The organism is Pseudomonas sp. EMN2 (assembly GCF_009650555.1).
GTDB lineage: Bacteria > Pseudomonadota > Gammaproteobacteria > Pseudomonadales > Pseudomonadaceae > Aquipseudomonas > Aquipseudomonas sichuanensis.
Genome location: NZ_VZZR01000009.1, coordinates 87,541 through 104,311, shown reverse-complemented (window position 1 = coordinate 104,311; position 16,771 = coordinate 87,541). Strand labels below are relative to the sequence as shown.

Below are 16,771 nucleotides of genomic sequence, written 5' to 3'. Positions count from 1 at the left end.
CTATCCGGGCTCCTTCTGAGAAGGATGTACCCTATGCCACGCCAAGTTTCCGACTTCGAGCAACAACTCATCAGCTTGATCAAGCCGCTCAACACTGCGAAGTACACCGCCGATTGCCGCTGGGATCGCCTTGAAGAAAGCTTTGCGAATCTCGGCGCCGACTACGGCGGGTTGGAGATGAACCCCGACTACCAACGCGGGCACGACTGGTCGCGTGATCAGCAGCAGTATTTCATCGAAAATTGCTTGCGTGGCGTTGTCCCAAGCAGCGGCTTTCTTCTGCAGTTCAACTGTCCTCATTGGAATGACGATCCGTCCGAAACCGATCTGCCACCTGGGCTGCAGTGTGTTGACGGCTTGCAGCGTTACACCGCGATCGCTGAGTATCTGAAAGGCAACGTGAAGCCCTTTGGGCGGACTGCGCAGGAGCTGGCGCGAACCAATTTCGGCCCGTCCCGGTTCTACATGAAGATCGCCATTCATGGGTTCACACGACGCGTTGACCTCCTTGAGCACTACCTGGCGTTCAACGCTGGCGGAACCCCTCACTCACCGGAAGAGATCGCACGCGTCCGCGCGCTGCTGGAGGAGGCCAAGAAGGCCTCGTAAACGAGCCTCAGCGGGGGGGCAGTACCCTGGCTGCCTCAGCACAGAAGGAGCAAGACGATGAACCACAAGCAGGCCATGGCGTTGCGCCAGTGGATCAGAGATGTGAACAAGCTCGGCCTGCAGTACGGCCATGAGGACGTTGCAGGCACCCCAGATGACCCTGATGCAGAGTACGTCGACCGCTTCCTGGCGGGAGAATCACCAGCTGCTGTAATCGCGGCTGACTTCCCGCCGCCACCCATCAACTGAGCCCGAAAGGTCTGCCGGGCTGGCCTATTTACGTCTTGCGCGTTCCGTTTAACGGAATTACAATAGGCGTATTCCTAGTTGCCCAGTACGGAGCACCAATGATGGCCACCATTCAACAGATCGACGACAACAGCTACACCGTGACAAATCGCGGCACCCACATGGTGCTGGAGAAGCACCGCGATGGCTGGCGCATGAAAACGAAAAATGCTGCTACTCGGGTCTGGGGCATGGGGGGCGAAAGCTGGAAAGACTTCGGCAGCCTCGAAGAGGTTGAGCGCAACTACAAGAGCTGGCGCGGGATCGCTGCGCTGGTAGATAGTGCCGGCCAAGTTCCTTTGACTGCTGTTTGTCACTGACGAGGGCTGCGAGCCGTGAGCCACTACGAGCAGCTCATCAACGACCAGCTCACCACCCTGCGGGGCCAGAAGGCGTACTGCCTATCTGTCCTCGTCAACGGTGGACTGGCGAGTTGGGAAGAAAAGGAGTACCGCGCTCTGGTCGACCAGTACGACCAAGAGTTGACGGAAATCGGGGCCCGCCAGCTGCAGGTCGCCGCATTGCCATGACAAGGACCAAGCCGATGCGCAACCCGTTCAAGCACCACCTGCGCCTCAAGCGCCCTTGCGTCAACTGCCCCTTTCTCAAGAAGGGCGCGATTGAGCTGGCGCCAGGTCGACTGGAGGGCATCATCAGCGCCCTGGTCGAGGACGACCACAGCACCTTTCAATGTCACAAGACCGTTCATTCCGCGCGCGGCGGTGAATGGGACGAGGATGGCAACTACACAGCGTCTGGGCACGAGGCCATGTGCGCTGGCGCAGCCGCATACCTCATGAAAAAGCGTATGCCCAGCGTCGGGATGCGCTTTGCATTCGCAACCGGCGCCGCACGACCTGATGACTGGGACGAAGTGCAGGACCTGGTCATTGAGGAGTCGCCCTGCTCTACCCCACCGGTCCCAGCCACTGAAGGATGATCCACGCATGCTCCTACGAGAAAAAATTCAGGCGGCGATCGCTGCAGCTCAAGGCGACGTGGATGTCGCCGCAATGAATGTAAGCGTCCTGCTGAGCGAAGAAGCCGGGCTTTCCGACGGCGGCTGGTTTGACGGTGATGAGGAGTTGGCCGTGGAACTGGCCGCGCGTGACGCCCAGCTGGAAGCGGAGATCGCGCAGTCGGGCTCAAGCCGCAAGTCGTAGCGCCGATACCGCTCAAATAGGCTTGCTTGAGGGCGCGGACGCCCCAAGGATTTTCAGGAGTATGCAGTTGAAGATGTTTAAGACTTTGTTCCTCCCGCTGGCGCTCGCGTCGACGGCCGCTGGCGCTGCAGGCTTAGGGGCGCCCGACTTCACGGCCTGGGCCAACAACACCCTGCGCAAAGCGCAGATCGCAGACGCCCACGTCGTCGAGACCAAGTACCCGTTCAGCTTCACGTTCTGCCGTGCAGGGTCCCCTGCACTGTGGCAATTCGAGGTCATGAGCGCCGCCAAACTGGAGGCCGTCGCCCAGGGCAAGACCTTCAAAGGCGTCGAGCAGAACCCTTCGCGGCTGGTGGCCGAGAGCGCTGCGTGTAGCGGGGGCGCCTGATGCCTTACGCTCCAATCGGCGCTGCGCTTATCTCTGCCGGGGCGGCGCTGGCATCTCCCCCGCCTGCACAGCTTGAAGCTGCCAAAGAGGTGCTCGCGGCTCAATACGTCTCAGCTCACGTGTCATGCCCAGCCGGCACAGCCATAGCGTCCTGGCGGTATCGAGACAGCATCGAAATCACGATCCCTCGGGTGATCGAGGTCAAGCAGGAGGGCAGCTCGGAGATGGCCACTGTCGCCTGTAGCGGCGATCAGTACACCCTCAACGGAACACCGCTGACTGTGCCCGAGCTGGCTGCCTACGCAGCAGCAACGGTCGATCGAATTCGCGTAGAAAGCGCCCGCCCCGTTCGCAAACACGGAGGTGGTATGCCGGTCATCGACGGTTCGACCTTACGCTCCCTGGAAGCTGCAACTCAATCACTGAAAACCCCACCAGCAAGGAGCGGGAATCAAAATGGCAATGAACAACCGTAGTAACGACCAAAACGCGCAGAAGGAGGACGACAACCTCGACGGCTTCAGGCTGTTGGTCAGGTACTACTTCTGGCGCTCTGTGCTCGCCATTTTCGCGGTCAACGCCTGGGTGTTCTACGCCTTCGGGAAGGATAAAGGGATGGCTATTGCAGGTGTCGCGCTTCCGGTCCTTTTCACAGGCTGGTTCTATTCGTCCAGGACATCAGTGCACGGCTCTCCATTCAAGAGCAAAACGAAGGACGCGATTATCTACGACCTCGCCACTCTGGCGGGCTGTATCTGGTCGGTGTACGGGTTCGTTGGAGCGTTCAACACCTTCTTCAAGTGAAGCACCGTTTCACCTCGGCCCGCTTGATTGCGGGCTTTTGTCGTATGAGGGCCCGATAACGGCCGACGCACGTACACCCTGGATGGAGTGACCATGTTCGTTTCGAAGAAAGCACACGCTGCAGAGGTGGCCAGGCTTGAAGCCCTTTTGAGCGAGGCTCACAAGCTACAGGCCAGCCTCGAGGCTCGCGCTGCAGGCGCCGAGATGATCGGGGCGCAGCTGGAGCACCAGCTGAAGGAAAGCGAACTCGCCCACCAGTCCCTGGCCGAGCGGGCAGCACAGGCTGAAGAGGCGTTCAGCGGCCTCAAACTGGCAATTGCCGGAAAGATGCTTGCACCAGTGGAATTCTCAAGCCCAGGGGAGGCCGCATTTGCTGGCGCCAAGGAGGAGGACGGAACGCTGGGTGCGTGGTCCGACGCGAACCAGGACATGTGGGAAGCGGCCGCGCTCGGAGCTGTGCTGTTCACCAACCAGTACAAGATCAACCAGCAGCTGGAGTACTTCAAGGCCGGCACACCAGTCCCGTACTCGATCGAGGAGGAGGACGGTGTGATGAAGGTCCTCACTGCACGGTTACTGGACCTCAAGCATGGGCGCATCGAGATTGCCGTAAATGGCGAGTATGTGAGGAATATCTCAGGTGAGAACCTGGAGGCAGAACTCAAATGGTTTGGCCGGTTAATCACCCTGCCGCCAGGATACTTTTGCTAGGTTGGCCAGATCGCCAGCCTACCGACCACCAGCTAGGGGAAGGTCGGGGGCTGGTGATCCGCGCCAGCTGGCTTACTCATCGGCCTTGCCCTGAGCGGCCATTGCACCGTCGACCTCCCGCTCGAACTCTTCAATGGAGATGTTCAGAATGGCCGCGACTTTCGCGCTGTAGAAGCGCCAGCGGGAGGCATTAAGGCGTAACTCATCCAACGCCTTTTCGGCGTCATCAATTATCGCTGCTGCCTTTCCTTGGTCGTCCATGCCCATTGCCCTAGCGCGCGTAGTAGCTGGCGATTTCGCTGAGCTTCATGCCGCCATGGCGCATTTCTACCGCGTCGACTTTCTGCTGGGGTGACAGCTCGGTGATGGAACACGCGCCCAGCAAGGCCAGCTCGCTCAATTCCAACTCCACCATCGCGATGGTGAGTTGGTCTTCGATTGCCTGACGTTCGGCGCCGCCGGTCACCTTCAGTTGGGCTTCCAATTCCGCGACTTTCTGCATTTTCATCTGCGTACCTGCTGGAGCGGACGGGGAGTTTGTCCGCCATCTCGTGGTTGATTTCCCATCTGGCCCTGGGCGTTCCAAGGCCAGCTAGTGAAATCTGGCTGCTACAGCTGTGATCGCCAGTAACGTGCGTCCGCGATGCTCTCTCGGGAGATCTGCCGCATGCACTGCCGGTCGCGTAGTGAAAGGTCGGTGCACTGCCAGCTATCACGCGAACATTCGCGAGCCAGCTTCAGCGACAGCGCCAACTTGCTTCGTGCTTTCTGGGTCATGGCTCGGCCTCCTCCTTCAGATGGGCTGCTGATCTTTCAGGTGGGCAAGCCGCGTGGCCTTGGCGCGCTCGAAGTACAGCCACATCTTGCCGGCCACCTCATCAGAAACGCAGCGGCCGGTATCCAGCCCGAGCACGAAGCTGTCGGCACGCGCATGGTGATGATCGAGGTTGGCGCTGGTATCCGCCTCTCCGATCAGCCTGAGCATCTCCACCGCTGCGGCATGAACGGCTTCAGGGAGCTGCAGAGGATCGAACACTGTTGGCGGACGCTCCTGGCCATCAGGCTCATCAGCGTAGGTTTGCAGTTCCCGCCAGCCCTCGAACGCGCTGTACACAAGGTCGGTGTCCTTGTTGAGCGTGTCGGTGTAGTGGTGCTCCGAGGTCCGAATGATCGGCACGATCTTGTACTCGGTGCCCAGGATGACCCCACCTAATCCGCGAGGCTGGAAAACGCGGATCGCTTCGACCCGCTTACCGATCGCCGGCCGCTCCTCATCCATGATGGTGAAGCCCTCGGTCCGGTACCGGGCTTCCTTGTCGAGCTGGTATTGAGTCTTGGTCATTGCATCGCTCCGTGTGTTTTCGGCAGCCTGCTCATCGAACGGGCTCTCGCAAAACTTTGTGAGCCGCCCCAGGTGGGGCGGTGCTCTTTGTCGACTAGCCCGCTTGCGTGGTTAGGTTGACCACCACTGGTGGGGTGTTCTCGACGCTTACGCTGGCGCTACCTGCCCAGAACTCGAACAGCGCCAGATTCTCCTGCAGGTCGGTGGTCGCCTGCTGTTCCGTCTTGTGTTTGGCCAGGACAGAGACTCCGGCCACAACACACCAGCTGCGCTTCACCTTCTTCACTTCGAGCTTGAAAGCCACTTGCACACCTCGTTCTGTAATCAGCAGCCCATGGATCTTTCGGCGCGGACATCCGCGTCCATTTCGCGGCGCGCTATTGCTTCTTCCCGTGCTTCCTGGCGGATCAGTACCGCCTCACGCTTCTGGGCAAAGGTCATCCGCGACGGGTCGAGGATCCTCACCTTGCCGGTCGCTTTGCACTCCTCGCAGTTGACGTCGTATTCGCCGGCGAAGTAATGGCGGATTTCATCTTCATGCCACTCGGCCATTTCTGACTGGGTGATGCCGTTTTCAAAGGCTGGGTGGCATACGTGGCCTTCGCCGTTGCAAACGCTGCAAATCACCCATTTGGTAGGGAGTTTTACTACTGGCTCGGACATGACTGTATTCCCTTCTGGCAGTTGATCTGACCCGTCAAAGGATACAACATACTATATACTCGGCAAGATTTATTTTTACCGTTTACGGAAATATATCACTTGCATCAATTCCGTTAAATGGAACACAATAGACTCCATACCCAGCCTGCTTCGTGTTTCTTGGCAGGCCATTAGGCATAAAGGAGCAAGACTATGTCGAACACCACTCAGACCCAGACAACCTCGGCTCTCGTGACGGATGCGCCTGCCGGCGTCGCTGCGCGCATCGCTGTAGCTGAGGTGATTGCACGAACTTTCACCTATGGTGGGTGGGCTCCCAAGCTGCGCTGGTCGGTACAGCCTTCTATCGGCACCAAGCTCTACGTGGTTGATGGGGTTGCCGATCAGGGTGAGGGGACCAAGGCGCCTCAAGCCCTCGCCGTGGCGAAAGTCATTGGCTTTAGTGTTGCCTTCGGCGAGCAGGTGCCGAAGTTGCACTGGTTCATTGAACCCCCAAAGGTAGGTGCCATGCTTTATCAGGATGTCGTCTCTGACTCAGTGGCGCCAATCACGTCGGGTGCTGACTACAAGGGGCATGAGAACTTGGCCGAGATGCTGGTCACCCACCTGGATAACTACCGGCGTGCCCTGAAGTTCCAGCGTGGCCATGCCAAGGATGCTGACGATCGTGCCTGGTATGACCATGAGCTCTCCGCCCTACTCGATATCGAGGCGGCCTGCCGAGCAGACATCAAGGCAGCGCGCGAAGCCAAGGCAAACGCGGTCCAGTAGCAAACCTTTTGATCCTGGGCACAAGGTATAATTATTTTTTACATCGACAAACCGTGGCGCAGTTGCTGGCGCCGCGGGCTGCACTCCTCTGCGAAAGGAAGAAAACCATGTGTAAAGCCGAGTCCGCTGGAGGTGAGCGCCTTGTGGACCCTGTCGTTGCAAGCAGTCTCAGCGTCCAGATCGTCCATACATCGGTTCCATGTGCGGGCGCCGCCGCTAAGCAGCCGCCGGGTAGTGCAGCCGTGGGCCTTCCCGAGTGGGTAAAAGCCAGGTGCCGCGCAGCCATGCGCAAGCCCGTGAAAACGATGGCTGAAAAGCTCTCGAATGCGCGCGAGGAGGCATACCGGCACGGGTATCTCTACGACTTCGACTTGAGCGAGTACGTCTACGTCGGGCCGGCCCCTGAGCCTCGGCATGCCCCGCCTGGCCGCAGCCGCTGACTAAGGACATGCCGCTATGACATACCCGGCCGCTCAAGCCGTATCACCTGACAAGAGCGAGGGACAGCTCACCGACATTTGTGAGCTGTATTCGAAGCCTGAGTTTGGCTACATGCTGAACCTGATCGCCATGGTCTTGTTCGACGTAGAGGTTGACGATGTCGCTAAGAAGTTTCTGGCTGCTGCTGCAGACCGGACGCTCACGGACGAGGCAATCACCGCTCTCAGGCAGCGCGTGAAAAACCCCGTGCCTCCTTATGACCCTCTGTTCAACGACTACGAGGACAGTATTAGGACGCAAGAGGCGACGGTGAGAATGCTCGACCGCATTGATAGATCAATCAAGCTTGGATTCGTGCCACTGCAGTAGCGGGCGCCCCCTTTGAACAATATCTGACGAAGGACAATCAGTCATGACAAGCAATTTGGCACAGGATCAGGCTGCCGCCGCCCCTGACACCGAATACGGTCCAACCCCTGGCTGCAAGCAGTGTACCGAAGCCCAGGAATGCGGCCTGACGTTCTGCCCGGAATGCGACGCGGAGTTCTGCGAGGACACCACTGGCGACGGCGTACGCGCCGACGCAGCGCCGATGGATGGGTTGTGCGCTGATGGAGCGCATGAGTTCGTGCCGTTTCAGCAGGGCTGCAGCAAGTGCGGCGAGCCATACCGCTCGGAGTCGAGCACGGTGGCCGATGCGGACCCGTACGACGACATGGGCCAAGAGCGTGCAGCGATCGCCAGGCTGCCAGGCCCGGCAGTGGAGCCGCTCTGCATGAGCTGCTACGACAAAGGCGTGGTCATCGGCGAGGATGGCGAGACCTCCTGTCCTCATTGTCTGCAGGTGACGCCGGCTGATCGCGGGCTGCCGGGCGTGAGCGCTGCTGGCGCTTTGCACGGCGCAACCGGGCTGATCGCTTTTCGGTTCGCAGAAACGGTCGTGGTGGCAGCGTACACGCCTGAACAGGCTCTTGCGGTCCTGAGCAGCGATACCGCGTACCAGTGCTTTGGCCTGGCCGACGCTCTGCCCTGCACCGACACGCAACTGGATGCCGTCCAGACCTGCACCAGCCACCAGCCCGCCCCTACCCTGCGCCAGCGGCTGTCAAACGTGAAAGAACCATGCTGGCTGCAAGACTGGGATGGTTTCTGCCCACCGATGCCGCCGAGCGTTTGGGCGGAGCTGGAGTGCCAGAGCGACAGCGCAACTACCTGATAGCGCCGAAAGGGCTACCTGGGCTTGGGTCAGGCCCAAGCAACCAATGGATGGGGGAGCGGGAATAAAGGCCTTTACAGTTCCGTTTAACGGAACTATAGTGGCCACGTAAACAGCTCAACCTCAAGCCAGGTACCAACAACATGAGTCACAACACCACAGCATTTCTTGCGGCAGTCGGCGAAAAAGCGAAGGCGCTCATTCTCGGTTCGATCGCCCGCCACTACGGCCGGTCCGCGGAGGAGATCTATGTGGAGGTTACTGATCCGGATGCTCATCATCTGCTGGACTACATGGTGGAGCCAGATCGTGGGGCCACGTCGGCGCTGATGCAGCGTCACGGGATGCGCTAACCCTTCACCTGTATCCCTAAGCCCCGTTTATGCGGGGCTAAGTCGGTAGAGGGTAATCAGCAGTAGGGGCGCCCTACTCAGCCAGAGGAAAGGAAATGCAGCAGAAGGTATGGACGGTGGTGCGGTTCCCAGTGGGCTCGTGGAGCTATGGTGGGGCGCCAGACAGCGAAGATTACAAGGAGTGCGAGGTCTACCTGATCACCGCGCGGAGCGGTGATGAGGCCACCAAGAAAGCGCAATCAGTGCGTGGCCGGCTGGTACGGAGCGGTAAGCCTGTGCCTCAGCAACTCACCCCCTACAAGGCTCCTGCCAAGCCGTAGTCGGCAAGTACAAATTCTGAGCCCCGCACCCGCGGGGCCGAGCCCGTGAGGACTTCCCTCGCTCTACTCACCACCTGAGGACCGATCCCATGACCACCGTCACCCCCAGCACGCTGCAGCGCTACACCGATACCATTGCCACGCTTGAAGCCAAGGGCATCAGCCTGGTTGTCTTTCAAAGCCCGTGCTGCAACACCGCCATCAAAACCCTGCCGGCCCCCGAAGGTGCCAGCTGGGACAGTACCTCGCAGTGCCCGCACTGCGAAGCTGTATACATGAAGATCACCACCGGCCGGTCTGCCAAAGGCCTCATCCCAGATGCGCCAGCAACGCGCACAGTAGGCGGGTCCAAGTAGTCGCAAGACTGCCTCTCAGGCCGCGGCTGCCCCAGCTCGATAACTCAAACCAATCGACGAGCTCATCTCGCGCCATTATAGTTCCGTTTATTGGTATTCGAGGTTTGGAAATGACTACTTTGCAGCTCAATGAGCACGGGGTGCCGCAGTACCCCAAGGGCCACACTGGCCGCCTCCTGGTGACGCTTGCCGCGATCGAACAGCTGAAGCGCCCAACGGTTACGACCATCGCTGAGCTCACGGGGCTGAGTAAGGGTAAGGTCGATGACTATGTTCAGGCGCTCTGCAATGAGTTGGGCGTCAAGATCAGCAAGACTGAGTCGGTCTACAGCATTGACGACTGGGGGGTTATCCTCAAGCGTGCTGGCGTAAAAACCACTTTGAAAGTTCCGTTGAATGGAACTACAGTGGAGCCCAACGAAACTGATTAGTTGGGAGTGGGTCATGGTTGTAGGCAGAGCGAAGAAAGGCGGCGAGATCGGCAACAACGGTGAGTTCTACAAGGGTGGCGCGTTCCTGCCGAACACCACCCTGCCCAAGCGCGGCAGCAGCGCCCGCCTCTCTCGCGCGCCGCAGCAAGGTCTTGTTGCCCCAGGCCTCAAAGCTGATGTGCCTGACGGAAAGCGTCCGATCTTTCAGCGGATCATGAACTTCGTCGAGGTTGCCCAGGATGGCCAGCTGCGCATTCTGAAGAACCTGGACTCCGCTGCTTCAGCTTGCTGGGATCACTATGGTCCCTTTGAAGAGGTGCAGGGCCTGGTTGACCGTTACAACGCTGGCGATCGCTATTTCGACAGCCTTCCTTCCTAAGCAAGTGATTCCCCTTCCAAAGATCAACGGCGCCGAGGCTCTCGGCGCCCTGGGCTGAGCAAACGCTGTCTGACGCTATTGCCGAGTGCGCCCCTTGTAACTATTCGCCGATGTCGATTGAGGCTACCCAGTTAGGAGTCGTTTGAATTGAATATTCAGTATTTCGTTAACCACAGCACTCGCATGTACCGAATGCTTACCTCGCCCAGTTCCAGCCCGAACTGCGCGCGGTAAACCCAGAGTAAGTGGCTGTGACCGAGCCGCTATGGCGAGAGTTTCGCCCGAGTAGCTGGACCCGCAGCGACTTAGCTGGTGCTTCGCAGCCCCATGGTCCAGACGACCAGCCCGAAGCTGATTACTGGCTGGCCTGGGCGCCATACATCACCGGTGATCGCAGCGATCCTGGCCACCCCGACCAGGTGATGCGCCGGCGATTTAAAACTAAAGAGGCGGCCATGGCCCACGTAGACAAGGCTTGGCCGATTGATCGCTGGCATCTCAATAGCTAATAGCAGTGTCGCAGCCACCCTTTAACGGCGAGCCACACGTGCGGCTAGATAGCACGCCTTGGAAAGAATGAAGCCCCTAGCTGGCTGGCCCATCTAACAACCCGACTCATAGTTCGGGTTGTTCGTTTTTGGGAACGCGAAGCTCTAGAAATGGCTTTACATGTTCCGTTAAACGGAACTACAATTAGCTCATCGAAACGATCATTGCCCAGGAGGGCTGAACGATGAGCACCGCCACTGACGCCGACAAATTGAAAAAATTCGAATCCGCTGTTGCGCGGGTAGGCAGCGCCAAAGTGGTTGCAACGATTGGTCAGGGCGCGTTCAGCTCGTTTGCCTGTGCCCAGGACGCGAAGGCTCGTGGGCAGCACGCAGCGCTGGTGACTGAATTCCTTTCCGATGCCAAGGAGCGGGCCCAGGCCTTCGTCGCCTCTCGGTCATCTGCGGATGTGTACGGCGTACTCGCAGAGTTGGGGTGATCCGCTAGGTCACCCATAGCGTCAAGCCCCGCCAAGTGTGGGGCTGAGCCCGTAGTAGAGTGCGCTGGCGCGCTCCCCGGTAGATCAGGAATCGCCATGACCCAGAAAGTTACTTTTAAGCCCGAGTCCGCCGAGTACCAGGTGCCGGGCGACAATGTTGCCCGCAAGAACTGGGTCATCAAACGCGATGGCGTGGAGGTCGGCAGCATCAGCAGCCAGATTCGCGATCTGTACCAGTCCTACACCACCCCAGGCTACTCGGTCACTGTTACCGTCGAGCTGGTTGGTGTGGAGCAGCCGTATCGCCAGAATTCCGGTACCTTCTCGAATCGTTCGAAGCGTGAGGCGCAGGAGACTCGCAGTACCTACGTCCGCCGAGCAAAACAGTGGGCCACGCGGAACCTGAACCTGGCTCCCGCTACAACCCCAACTGCCTGACCGGCCAGGAGCAAGGCATGGAAACCACAGAAAGCCCACAAGAGACCAGTCTGCGTGTTGCATACGCTCTGCACACCTCCCACCCTGACATGTGGGGGTGGGAGGTGTCTGGTGCCAATGGCTACGGCTGGGGCGCTGAAGAGTCCGAGCAGGAGGCTCTGCGGGAGAGCATGGCCTACTTGCAGTCCCACTACATGTAACCCAGCGGAGATGATCTCCCCTGCTACGCCCTACACCGGAGAACAAACATGATTTCGACATCGGTCGCCAAAGGCCTCACCCAGCAACAGATGCGCTTCGTCATTGCGCTTGAGCAAACCTGCGGCATTAGCCAGGCCGACGCTCGCGCAGAGCTGGAGGCCGAGCTTTGGGATTACACGGAGGCAGTGGTGAATGTCCGCTGCGAACAGCAACAGCCTCAGGGCTATGTTTCGAACTGGCCTGGCCAACCATCGCGCTAGACCGCAGTACTCTTGCCCTGCCGATGGCGGGGCCTGTCGGGAGCCGACTCACAACGAGCCGGCTGCCGAGAGTCTTTCACCCCAAAGGAAATCGCTATGGAGCTGTTCCGCAGGTTCACCATCCGCAACGCCCAGCTTGTCGCAGCCGTTCTGCGCAGCGTTGAGACCAACCGCCAGGCGAAGCAGATCAGCTTGTCTTTTCGAGCCGCTGACAACGAGCGCGCTGAGCTGCGTGCGATCATGACGGCGGATGAAGCCCGCGACTTGCACTCGCGCCTCGGTGATGCCCTGAAGTCGATTTGATCTAGGGAGGCGTCATCATGGAGTACCTTGAGTACAGGCCAGCTCAAACGCAGTACAGCGCTGACGTGCGCCGCATGCGGGCGACACTGGCCAAAGCTGGCTACATGGCCAGCGAGAACGATATCGAACGCCTGTGGGATGACTACAGCAGCGCCAGGCGCTTCGGCAAAGGCGGTTGGTCCGATCTGCCGGACGACGATGCGACGCTGCTGAACATCCTGCTGATGGGATTCAAAGTGATCCCGATTCCATACGATGTGGATGACTGCTTCCCGCTGCCATCCCACTGGTAGCTTGCTAGAGGTCACTCACGCACTTCCCCGCAGGATCGGGTTGGCTGTTGGAAGCCTACCCGCAGCTAGAGATGATGCGCTAGCCCCTCAAGGCCAAGAGATTGGAGCCCTAGCGCCGTCCTTATTATTTCCGAACACGGTAATTTATTGCTTTTTCATGATTTCCGTTTAAGGTAATATACAGTCTCTAAAGCGAACACCTGGAGAGATGGATTTGGAGCTGGAACTCACTGAATACATGAAGCGTGACCTCTACTTCGCTGGGGTCAAATCCTTCAACTTCGACCTCTACGTCTCTGGGGTTCAACCCGTCAACTGCGACATAGTCGAGTCCCCTTACCAGGTCGGTACCGAGGCCGATCGCCTTTGGAAAAGAGGCTGGGCATGCGCTCAACGTGAAGCCGAGCAGGCCTAGATCACACAACAGCCCCTTCGGGGGCTTTTCAGTTCGCGCACGTTTGCCAAGCGGCGCATTGAGTCGCAAGGGCCAGGATTTACAAGTCAAGAGGCAATGGGGCATGGAAAAAATCAAATTCAACCGCGAGAAGGCCCGCGAGACGCCCGGCATGGCGGTGCTTCAAGCAGTGGACGACCACCGCGTTGAGGCGTCGCGAGTCGGTGCGAGTGTGCCGGAGACAATCCTGGGGCTTAGCCTCCAAGCCAAGCGGCACGGCGCACGGGTCAACTATTACCTGGACGGCGTGCGCACAGCGCGCGAAAAGGTGCTGTTCAACGTCATGACACTCGTCGTGCGTGACAACAACGCCAACGCACCATGTGAACCCAGGACGTGAGTGCCGTGAGCCGAGTAACCTTGCGCAAGACGACAGCAGCTAGCAACTACGGCGCCAAGTACCAGCCGGCGGGCTATGACGTGCTTGTCGATGGTCGCAAGGTTGCGGTGCTCGTTGGTCGCTCCCAAGGGCGCAACGGTAACGGCCATTGGCACGAGTTGCGCGATCTGTGCGGTAACACCGTTTCGGCGTCCGTAGAGGTGCGTGGTGCCCCTCGGCTGCGGCTGAATGCAGCTGCCCTAGAGTTGGCGTCGAAAAGCGCATAGGAATTTCTTATGGCTACTGAATCGCTGGCAGCTGACTGCCCCTGTGTATTTTGTGCTGGACTCGTGGACGTTTGTTCCGGCACCAAGCTTCATGGCGTCTGCAGCTGCGGGTATTGCTGCGAGAACATGATGCTGTCCTTTGGAATGACCGAACAAGATTTGCGAGATGAGCAGGACGCTCAAGACCGCATTGCCGAGTGGGCAGAGCGGGTACTATCGATCGAAATTGAGTTGGCGGAAATGGATTGGCTTTCCCTGGCGGATCTAACGAGTTTTCTGAGTGGCACGCGCATCATCACCGAGGACGAGCGTGATGGTGCGTGCGAAAAAGCTACTGCTGCCGCCGTCGCGGTGTGCCCGTAGAGCAACTGATCGAGGAGTATTTTGTGGAATCCCTTTTACACGCAGTAGCAATGATCATGTTCGGAGTACCAGCGGGGATCTTGGCGTTCCTTGCATCAAGGCGGTTCGGAGTATTGAGCGGCTTCCTGCTTGTGGTCGTAGGTAAGCTAGCGCAGGACTGGCTGGTGGGGCAGAACTTGGGATTCGGCGTACGGTCGGCGGCGATTAGTTTCGAGTTTGGCCTACTGGGCGGCTGGATCATCTACTGGGCTTGGAAAATAGAACAGAAAAAAAACAGTTAGGTAAACGGAAAGGAGTACCACCTATGCAACTGACCTATGAGCAATCTCGCACCGACGCGCTAGCCCGCTTGGCAGCCGCCGTGGACGAGGTGACGGCGGCTGCGACCCTTGCGGACATGTGCCAGGCCGATAACGACGCCGATCGCCGAATCAGTGACGCCTTTGATGCTGACCTGATTAGCCAGCCGGAATTTTCCCAGTGGCTCGACCGCCTGGACCGTGCCCGAAGCGACTGGCAGCGTTCACGCGCCTGAGCCGTTACGCTTACCTCAACAATGGAAAACGCGGGGCCCTCTAGATAATGTACCGGGCCTCCCTCATCTGCTCATCCCCGCACCAGGTCCTGCACCCTCCCCAGCATCTCACCAGGCAGGATCAGCTCGTGCCGCGCCCTCGAGCATGCCGTGTAAAGCCCCGCCAGCACCTTCGCCTGATCCGGCCGTGATGCAGCCCCGCCCAGGGCGTCCACCAGCTCGGGCGATATCATCACCCTGTCGAACTCCATGTTTTTCACATCGCGGACCCGCGCCAGGTGTACCAGGGGCGACTTTGCCCAGCGGTACTGGGCCTTGGCCTTGGCGAAGTGTTCGGGCGTGTACCCTTTGGCGAGCATGCTGGCCACCGCGGCGAAAGCTTTGTCGCCGGCCATGTCCTGCTCGACAGCTGACCAGCTGGTGTAACGAAAGAGCATGCCGTGCCGTGGCCGCGTGCCGTACCGGTACAGCTCAATGCAGTCCTCGACGAAGAGTTCGAACTCTTTGCGGGCGCCAGGCAACAGCAAAAAGGGAACGCCTTGGTGGCTCAACCGCTGGAACCAGCCGAAAAGCCCCCACTCGTCCTGGACGAGCAGCGTAGTGAGCTGCTGTGGGAGCGGCAGGGCATCAAAGTATGTCAGGCGGGTGGTGTGCCCTGCCGCGCCAGCAAAAGCAGCTTGGAGGCCGGCAGGGTGCGCCTGGATGAGCGGGTTCAGGATCCCATCCATCGCTGCCCCTGCGCGTAGCGATCTCTCAATGAGCCGCCGGCGGACACCGCTGCTATTGCTGGCGCTGACCCCACCCAGGTTCTGCAGCTGGTCGCCCAAGGCAATAACGGCCTGTGGGCTGCGGTCGAGAAAAGCAAGCATCGGCGGAGAGAGCTCGTGCGCCTCATCGACGATCACGTGGGTGAACCTCGCGTCGATCACCTCGCCGGTGAGCGAGAGAAGCTTGATGCGGTGATAGTCGCGCACCGGCAGTTGAATATCCCTCGCCGATGGACGGATGAGCTCGCGCCAATACCGCCCAACGATCTCGACAAGAACCGCGCGATCCACCGCCGTCACACCTGGGCCAGCCTTGGGCAGGTGATGATCCATCGGCACCAGGTCGCTGCTGCGGCAGAATGTGCGAATGGACCTCACGCATATGGCGATCACGTCCCGCGGCGTTAGGGGGCCGACGCTGCTGATACCCAGCCACTTCGCTACTGAGGCCTCAGACGGTCGCCAGGAGAGCTTCGCTCGTGATGGGTCTCGCAGGCGCCAGCCATTGTTGGTCAGGTCACGATCAAGCAGATCGTCGGCCATCTGGCCAAATGTGCGAGCGGTGAAGGCCTCACCGCCAGCGATCCGCGCCTGCAGAGCTCGTAGCTGGCCATCGGTCAGGGCGAGTAGCAAGGTGCTGGCCGGGTTGAGGACCTGGACGATCCGGTCAATCAGGTAGGTTTTCCCGGTACCGGCAAAGCCCTGCACCACCACCGACTCATCGGGGGCGCTGAGCACCTCACGCACAAACCGATGCTGCTGGTCACTGAGTAGCAGGTCGGTCTGCAGCTTATCAACCTTGAGCCTGTGGCGGGGATTGAGGCGCTGCGCGTAGGACACCGCAAAGCTGTAGTTCCACCCTCCCTGCTCATCACGCAACTGGGTCACGTCGAACTCGATGTCCGGTACCAGAAGCGCGATGCCGTTCTCCTCGAGTACGGCCAGCCCATCCCTGAAGGCGCCAGCGTCGAAGTGGTCCACAACTTGTTTGGCAAAACGACCTGGTGCCGCAGCCTCGACCTCATCTGCGATGCGCAGCATCTCCGCGAAACGCCGCTCATGCTTTTCGGATGTACCTGTGTCGCGCTGGCGCGAAAGTTTCTGGACGAAGAGCACCGCTGTTGCCTCCATCACACCGGAGATGGGTGCGACTTTGCCGGCCTCGGCTCTGGCGAGAACTGAGGCCACGTTGCTGGCCAACGGCAGGTAGAGCATTAGGGGTGGGCTCACGGTGATGGACTGGACATTGATGGCTTGCACAGCGTTGAAGGATAGACCGAACTGCGGCCATGCTCTCGGGCTTCCACGGAGCGTTGATGGGTTGCAGT

32 protein-coding genes are annotated in these 16,771 nt (G+C 59.5%); 25 read left to right on the top strand and 7 right to left on the bottom strand.

Going from position 1 to position 16,771, the window contains the following annotated elements; translation table 11 throughout:
* Nucleotides 1–33 precede the first annotated feature (33 nt).
* The 10 genes from F6X61_RS02885 to F6X61_RS02845 all read left to right on the top strand — a co-directional run bounded on the left by F6X61_RS02885 (nt 34) and on the right by F6X61_RS02845 (nt 3,963).
* Entirely contained in the window at nt 34–609 is a 576-nt protein-coding gene (locus tag F6X61_RS02885) for a DUF262 domain-containing protein (RefSeq protein ID WP_153785305.1), read from the top strand.
* A 57-nt stretch (nt 610–666) separates the two neighbouring features.
* On the top strand, nt 667–858 hold the full coding sequence (locus F6X61_RS02880; protein WP_153785304.1) for a hypothetical protein: 192 nt from the start codon (nt 667–669) through the stop codon (nt 856–858).
* A gap of 98 nt (nt 859–956) precedes the next feature.
* Complete coding sequence (locus F6X61_RS02875; protein WP_178125750.1) at nt 957–1,217, top strand: hypothetical protein; 261 nt, start codon at nt 957–959, stop codon at nt 1,215–1,217.
* A gap of 15 nt (nt 1,218–1,232) precedes the next feature.
* Nucleotides 1,233–1,427, top strand: a complete 195-nt coding sequence (locus tag F6X61_RS02870; RefSeq protein ID WP_153785302.1) for a hypothetical protein — start codon at nt 1,233–1,235, stop codon at nt 1,425–1,427.
* Between the two features lie 14 nt (nt 1,428–1,441).
* Nucleotides 1,442–1,837: a hypothetical protein gene (locus tag F6X61_RS02865; RefSeq protein ID WP_153785301.1), complete on the top strand. Its 396-nt coding sequence runs from the start codon at nt 1,442–1,444 to the stop codon at nt 1,835–1,837.
* Nucleotides 1,838–1,844: 7 nt separating this feature from the next.
* On the top strand, nt 1,845–2,060 hold the full coding sequence (locus F6X61_RS02860; RefSeq protein ID WP_153785300.1) for a hypothetical protein: 216 nt from the start codon (nt 1,845–1,847) through the stop codon (nt 2,058–2,060).
* 61 nt (nt 2,061–2,121) lie between these two features.
* On the top strand, nt 2,122–2,448 hold the full coding sequence (locus F6X61_RS02855) for a hypothetical protein (RefSeq protein WP_153785299.1): 327 nt from the start codon (nt 2,122–2,124) through the stop codon (nt 2,446–2,448).
* A 191-nt stretch (nt 2,449–2,639) separates the two neighbouring features.
* Nucleotides 2,640–2,924, top strand: coding sequence for a hypothetical protein (locus tag F6X61_RS26905; protein WP_178125749.1), 285 nt, complete (start codon nt 2,640–2,642; stop codon nt 2,922–2,924).
* Nucleotides 2,905–3,252: a hypothetical protein gene (locus F6X61_RS02850; RefSeq protein WP_153785298.1), complete on the top strand. Its 348-nt coding sequence runs from the start codon at nt 2,905–2,907 to the stop codon at nt 3,250–3,252. Before F6X61_RS26905 ends, F6X61_RS02850 begins: the two co-directional genes overlap by 20 nt.
* A 93-nt stretch (nt 3,253–3,345) precedes the next feature.
* On the top strand, nt 3,346–3,963 hold the full coding sequence (locus tag F6X61_RS02845) for a hypothetical protein (RefSeq protein WP_153785297.1): 618 nt from the start codon (nt 3,346–3,348) through the stop codon (nt 3,961–3,963).
* Nucleotides 3,964–4,035: 72 nt separating this feature from the next.
* On the opposite strand, the gene F6X61_RS02840 is transcribed toward F6X61_RS02845, so the two are convergent.
* From F6X61_RS02840 to F6X61_RS02820, 5 genes are all read right to left on the bottom strand, one after another.
* A complete protein-coding gene (locus F6X61_RS02840; RefSeq protein WP_153785296.1) occupies nt 4,036–4,224 on the bottom strand; it encodes a hypothetical protein in 189 nt (62 codons plus the stop codon).
* Between the two features lie 10 nt (nt 4,225–4,234).
* Nucleotides 4,235–4,471 (bottom strand): hypothetical protein, encoded by a 237-nt coding sequence (locus F6X61_RS02835; RefSeq protein ID WP_153785295.1) that lies wholly within the window; start codon nt 4,469–4,471, stop codon nt 4,235–4,237.
* A gap of 285 nt (nt 4,472–4,756) precedes the next feature.
* Nucleotides 4,757–5,305 (bottom strand): hypothetical protein, encoded by a 549-nt coding sequence (locus tag F6X61_RS26900; RefSeq protein ID WP_178125748.1) that lies wholly within the window; start codon nt 5,303–5,305, stop codon nt 4,757–4,759.
* A 94-nt stretch (nt 5,306–5,399) separates the two neighbouring features.
* Nucleotides 5,400–5,609: a hypothetical protein gene (locus tag F6X61_RS02825; RefSeq protein WP_153785294.1), complete on the bottom strand. Its 210-nt coding sequence runs from the start codon at nt 5,607–5,609 to the stop codon at nt 5,400–5,402.
* Between the two features lie 20 nt (nt 5,610–5,629).
* Nucleotides 5,630–5,968, bottom strand: a complete 339-nt coding sequence (locus F6X61_RS02820) for a hypothetical protein (protein ID WP_153785293.1) — start codon at nt 5,966–5,968, stop codon at nt 5,630–5,632.
* A 192-nt stretch (nt 5,969–6,160) separates the two neighbouring features.
* Between F6X61_RS02820 and F6X61_RS02815 the strand changes: the two genes are divergently transcribed.
* The gene (locus F6X61_RS02815; RefSeq protein ID WP_153785292.1) at nt 6,161–6,739 is read left to right on the top strand and encodes a hypothetical protein; all 579 of its coding nucleotides are present in this window, start codon (nt 6,161–6,163) and stop codon (nt 6,737–6,739) included.
* A 38-nt stretch (nt 6,740–6,777) separates the two neighbouring features.
* Here the strand turns inward: F6X61_RS02815 and F6X61_RS02810 are convergent, their stop codons facing one another.
* Nucleotides 6,778–6,927: a hypothetical protein gene (locus F6X61_RS02810; RefSeq protein ID WP_153785291.1), complete on the bottom strand. Its 150-nt coding sequence runs from the start codon at nt 6,925–6,927 to the stop codon at nt 6,778–6,780.
* 268 nt (nt 6,928–7,195) lie between these two features.
* Between F6X61_RS02810 and F6X61_RS02805 the strand changes: the two genes are divergently transcribed.
* The 14 genes from F6X61_RS02805 to F6X61_RS02740 all read left to right on the top strand — a co-directional run bounded on the left by F6X61_RS02805 (nt 7,196) and on the right by F6X61_RS02740 (nt 14,676).
* The gene (locus F6X61_RS02805) at nt 7,196–7,549 is read left to right on the top strand and encodes a hypothetical protein (protein WP_153785290.1); all 354 of its coding nucleotides are present in this window, start codon (nt 7,196–7,198) and stop codon (nt 7,547–7,549) included.
* Nucleotides 7,550–7,592: 43 nt separating this feature from the next.
* Nucleotides 7,593–8,396, top strand: a complete 804-nt coding sequence (locus F6X61_RS02800; protein WP_153785289.1) for a hypothetical protein — start codon at nt 7,593–7,595, stop codon at nt 8,394–8,396.
* Between the two features lie 143 nt (nt 8,397–8,539).
* Nucleotides 8,540–8,749 (top strand): hypothetical protein, encoded by a 210-nt coding sequence (locus F6X61_RS02795; protein WP_153785288.1) that lies wholly within the window; start codon nt 8,540–8,542, stop codon nt 8,747–8,749.
* A 409-nt stretch (nt 8,750–9,158) separates the two neighbouring features.
* The gene (locus F6X61_RS02790) at nt 9,159–9,425 is read left to right on the top strand and encodes a hypothetical protein (protein WP_153785287.1); all 267 of its coding nucleotides are present in this window, start codon (nt 9,159–9,161) and stop codon (nt 9,423–9,425) included.
* A gap of 110 nt (nt 9,426–9,535) precedes the next feature.
* Complete coding sequence (locus F6X61_RS02785; protein ID WP_153785286.1) at nt 9,536–9,856, top strand: hypothetical protein; 321 nt, start codon at nt 9,536–9,538, stop codon at nt 9,854–9,856.
* The gene (locus tag F6X61_RS02780; RefSeq protein ID WP_153785285.1) at nt 9,822–10,235 is read left to right on the top strand and encodes a hypothetical protein; all 414 of its coding nucleotides are present in this window, start codon (nt 9,822–9,824) and stop codon (nt 10,233–10,235) included. The genes F6X61_RS02785 and F6X61_RS02780 overlap by 35 nt, the downstream gene beginning before the upstream one ends.
* A gap of 733 nt (nt 10,236–10,968) precedes the next feature.
* A complete protein-coding gene (locus F6X61_RS02775; protein ID WP_153785284.1) occupies nt 10,969–11,223 on the top strand; it encodes a hypothetical protein in 255 nt (84 codons plus the stop codon).
* Between the two features lie 96 nt (nt 11,224–11,319).
* Entirely contained in the window at nt 11,320–11,661 is a 342-nt protein-coding gene (locus F6X61_RS02770) for a hypothetical protein (RefSeq protein ID WP_153785283.1), read from the top strand.
* A 248-nt stretch (nt 11,662–11,909) separates the two neighbouring features.
* Nucleotides 11,910–12,122, top strand: a complete 213-nt coding sequence (locus F6X61_RS02765) for a hypothetical protein (protein WP_153785282.1) — start codon at nt 11,910–11,912, stop codon at nt 12,120–12,122.
* A gap of 96 nt (nt 12,123–12,218) precedes the next feature.
* On the top strand, nt 12,219–12,425 hold the full coding sequence (locus F6X61_RS02760; protein WP_153785281.1) for a hypothetical protein: 207 nt from the start codon (nt 12,219–12,221) through the stop codon (nt 12,423–12,425).
* Nucleotides 12,426–12,442: 17 nt separating this feature from the next.
* The gene (locus F6X61_RS02755; RefSeq protein ID WP_153785280.1) at nt 12,443–12,718 is read left to right on the top strand and encodes a hypothetical protein; all 276 of its coding nucleotides are present in this window, start codon (nt 12,443–12,445) and stop codon (nt 12,716–12,718) included.
* 518 nt (nt 12,719–13,236) lie between these two features.
* Nucleotides 13,237–13,512 (top strand): hypothetical protein, encoded by a 276-nt coding sequence (locus F6X61_RS02750; protein ID WP_153785279.1) that lies wholly within the window; start codon nt 13,237–13,239, stop codon nt 13,510–13,512.
* 275 nt (nt 13,513–13,787) lie between these two features.
* On the top strand, nt 13,788–14,141 hold the full coding sequence (locus tag F6X61_RS02745; RefSeq protein WP_153785278.1) for a hypothetical protein: 354 nt from the start codon (nt 13,788–13,790) through the stop codon (nt 14,139–14,141).
* Between the two features lie 304 nt (nt 14,142–14,445).
* A complete protein-coding gene (locus tag F6X61_RS02740; protein ID WP_153785277.1) occupies nt 14,446–14,676 on the top strand; it encodes a hypothetical protein in 231 nt (76 codons plus the stop codon).
* A gap of 71 nt (nt 14,677–14,747) precedes the next feature.
* Here F6X61_RS02740 and F6X61_RS02735 read toward each other — a convergent pair whose 3' ends face one another.
* Nucleotides 14,748–16,658: an AAA family ATPase gene (locus tag F6X61_RS02735; RefSeq protein ID WP_153785276.1), complete on the bottom strand. Its 1,911-nt coding sequence runs from the start codon at nt 16,656–16,658 to the stop codon at nt 14,748–14,750.
* Nucleotides 16,659–16,771 lie beyond the last annotated feature (113 nt).

Coding starts and splice junctions, on each gene's coding strand:
- F6X61_RS02885 (WP_153785305.1), top strand. CDS start 34: ATGCCACGCCAAGTTTCCGACTTCGAGCAACAACTCATCAGCTTGATC.
- F6X61_RS02880 (WP_153785304.1), top strand. CDS start 667: ATGAACCACAAGCAGGCCATGGCGTTGCGCCAGTGGATCAGAGATGTG.
- F6X61_RS02875 (WP_178125750.1), top strand. CDS start 957: ATGATGGCCACCATTCAACAGATCGACGACAACAGCTACACCGTGACA.
- F6X61_RS02865 (WP_153785301.1), top strand. CDS start 1,442: ATGCGCAACCCGTTCAAGCACCACCTGCGCCTCAAGCGCCCTTGCGTC.
- F6X61_RS02860 (WP_153785300.1), top strand. CDS start 1,845: ATGCTCCTACGAGAAAAAATTCAGGCGGCGATCGCTGCAGCTCAAGGC.
- F6X61_RS02855 (WP_153785299.1), top strand. CDS start 2,122: ATGCAGTTGAAGATGTTTAAGACTTTGTTCCTCCCGCTGGCGCTCGCG.
- F6X61_RS02850 (WP_153785298.1), top strand. CDS start 2,905: ATGGCAATGAACAACCGTAGTAACGACCAAAACGCGCAGAAGGAGGAC.
- F6X61_RS02845 (WP_153785297.1), top strand. CDS start 3,346: ATGTTCGTTTCGAAGAAAGCACACGCTGCAGAGGTGGCCAGGCTTGAA.
- F6X61_RS02840 (WP_153785296.1), bottom strand. CDS start 4,224: ATGGACGACCAAGGAAAGGCAGCAGCGATAATTGATGACGCCGAAAAG.
- F6X61_RS02835 (WP_153785295.1), bottom strand. CDS start 4,471: ATGAAAATGCAGAAAGTCGCGGAATTGGAAGCCCAACTGAAGGTGACC.
- F6X61_RS26900 (WP_178125748.1), bottom strand. CDS start 5,305: ATGACCAAGACTCAATACCAGCTCGACAAGGAAGCCCGGTACCGGACC.
- F6X61_RS02820 (WP_153785293.1), bottom strand. CDS start 5,968: ATGTCCGAGCCAGTAGTAAAACTCCCTACCAAATGGGTGATTTGCAGC.
- F6X61_RS02815 (WP_153785292.1), top strand. CDS start 6,161: ATGTCGAACACCACTCAGACCCAGACAACCTCGGCTCTCGTGACGGAT.
- F6X61_RS02810 (WP_153785291.1), bottom strand. CDS start 6,927: ATGGACGATCTGGACGCTGAGACTGCTTGCAACGACAGGGTCCACAAG.
- F6X61_RS02805 (WP_153785290.1), top strand. CDS start 7,196: ATGACATACCCGGCCGCTCAAGCCGTATCACCTGACAAGAGCGAGGGA.
- F6X61_RS02800 (WP_153785289.1), top strand. CDS start 7,593: ATGACAAGCAATTTGGCACAGGATCAGGCTGCCGCCGCCCCTGACACC.
- F6X61_RS02795 (WP_153785288.1), top strand. CDS start 8,540: ATGAGTCACAACACCACAGCATTTCTTGCGGCAGTCGGCGAAAAAGCG.
- F6X61_RS02790 (WP_153785287.1), top strand. CDS start 9,159: ATGACCACCGTCACCCCCAGCACGCTGCAGCGCTACACCGATACCATT.
- F6X61_RS02785 (WP_153785286.1), top strand. CDS start 9,536: ATGACTACTTTGCAGCTCAATGAGCACGGGGTGCCGCAGTACCCCAAG.
- F6X61_RS02780 (WP_153785285.1), top strand. CDS start 9,822: ATGGAACTACAGTGGAGCCCAACGAAACTGATTAGTTGGGAGTGGGTC.
- F6X61_RS02775 (WP_153785284.1), top strand. CDS start 10,969: ATGAGCACCGCCACTGACGCCGACAAATTGAAAAAATTCGAATCCGCT.
- F6X61_RS02770 (WP_153785283.1), top strand. CDS start 11,320: ATGACCCAGAAAGTTACTTTTAAGCCCGAGTCCGCCGAGTACCAGGTG.
- F6X61_RS02765 (WP_153785282.1), top strand. CDS start 11,910: ATGATTTCGACATCGGTCGCCAAAGGCCTCACCCAGCAACAGATGCGC.
- F6X61_RS02760 (WP_153785281.1), top strand. CDS start 12,219: ATGGAGCTGTTCCGCAGGTTCACCATCCGCAACGCCCAGCTTGTCGCA.
- F6X61_RS02755 (WP_153785280.1), top strand. CDS start 12,443: ATGGAGTACCTTGAGTACAGGCCAGCTCAAACGCAGTACAGCGCTGAC.
- F6X61_RS02750 (WP_153785279.1), top strand. CDS start 13,237: ATGGAAAAAATCAAATTCAACCGCGAGAAGGCCCGCGAGACGCCCGGC.
- F6X61_RS02745 (WP_153785278.1), top strand. CDS start 13,788: ATGGCTACTGAATCGCTGGCAGCTGACTGCCCCTGTGTATTTTGTGCT.
- F6X61_RS02740 (WP_153785277.1), top strand. CDS start 14,446: ATGCAACTGACCTATGAGCAATCTCGCACCGACGCGCTAGCCCGCTTG.
- F6X61_RS02735 (WP_153785276.1), bottom strand. CDS start 16,658: ATGCTCTACCTGCCGTTGGCCAGCAACGTGGCCTCAGTTCTCGCCAGA.